2 protein-coding genes are annotated in these 826 nt (G+C 62.0%); both read left to right on the forward strand.

Features of this window, described 5'->3' with window-relative positions:
• A partial coding sequence (locus tag EOC06_RS06040; RefSeq protein ID WP_206631156.1) for a M20/M25/M40 family metallo-hydrolase occupies positions 1 to 416 on the forward strand: 416 nt, incomplete at its 5' end.
• On the forward strand, positions 416 to 826 hold a 411-nt coding region (locus EOC06_RS40765; RefSeq protein ID WP_206631157.1), incomplete at its 3' end, for an FAD-binding oxidoreductase. The genes EOC06_RS06040 and EOC06_RS40765, both read left to right, overlap by 1 nt.

Below are 826 nucleotides of genomic sequence, written 5' to 3' on the forward strand. Positions count from 1 at the left end.
GCACCGTGCGCACCTTCGACCATCAGGTTCAAAAGACGCTGGAGATGGCAATCCGCCGCATCGCGAAAAACGAGGCTGAAGCTTTTGGCGCCAGCGTCGATATTCGCTACGAAACGCCCTTCGCGCCGACGATCAACACTCCGGCGCAAGCCGACGCGATGATCGCGATTGCGAACGAGGTGATGGGCTCGGAACGTCTCGTCGTCGATCCGCCTCCCGAGATGGGTTCTGAAGATTTCTGCTACATGTTGGAACAGCGGCCGGGCTGCTATTTCTTGCTTGGCCAGGCGGACGACGCGCACCAGGCCGCCGCGCACGACACCAATTACGATTTCAACGACGCTATCCTGCCGATGGGCGCCAGTCTTTGGGTCAGGCTGGTGGAGCGCCGCTTGTCCGCGGCAGGCGCATCGTGATGCAGTTGCCGGAAAAAGACATCCGCTGGCGGAGCCATTGGCTGCGGCAGGCATTGCCCGAGGACCCGGACCTTGCGCCTCCGCTCGAAGAGACAACGCAGGCCGACATCTGCATCGTTGGCGGCGGGTATCTCGGACTGTGGACCGCCATTCGCCTCAAGCAGCACAATCCAGGCTTCGACGTTGTCATTGTAGAGCGCGACATTTGTGGTGGTGGCCCGAGCGGCCGCAATTCCGGAATGGTGCTTTCGGCGTGGACCAAATACAGCGCGCTTGCCGCGCTGCGCGACGGAAACGACGCGCTTTCGATCATCAAGGCATCCGAAGCCGCGATCGGCGGCATCGAGGCTTTCTGCAAGGCCGAGGCAATCGACGCCTGGTTCGATCGCATCGGCTGGATCTGGGGCGCT

The organism is Mesorhizobium sp. M7A.F.Ca.MR.362.00.0.0 (genome assembly GCF_004023175.1).
Classification (GTDB): Bacteria; Pseudomonadota; Alphaproteobacteria; order Rhizobiales; family Rhizobiaceae; genus Mesorhizobium.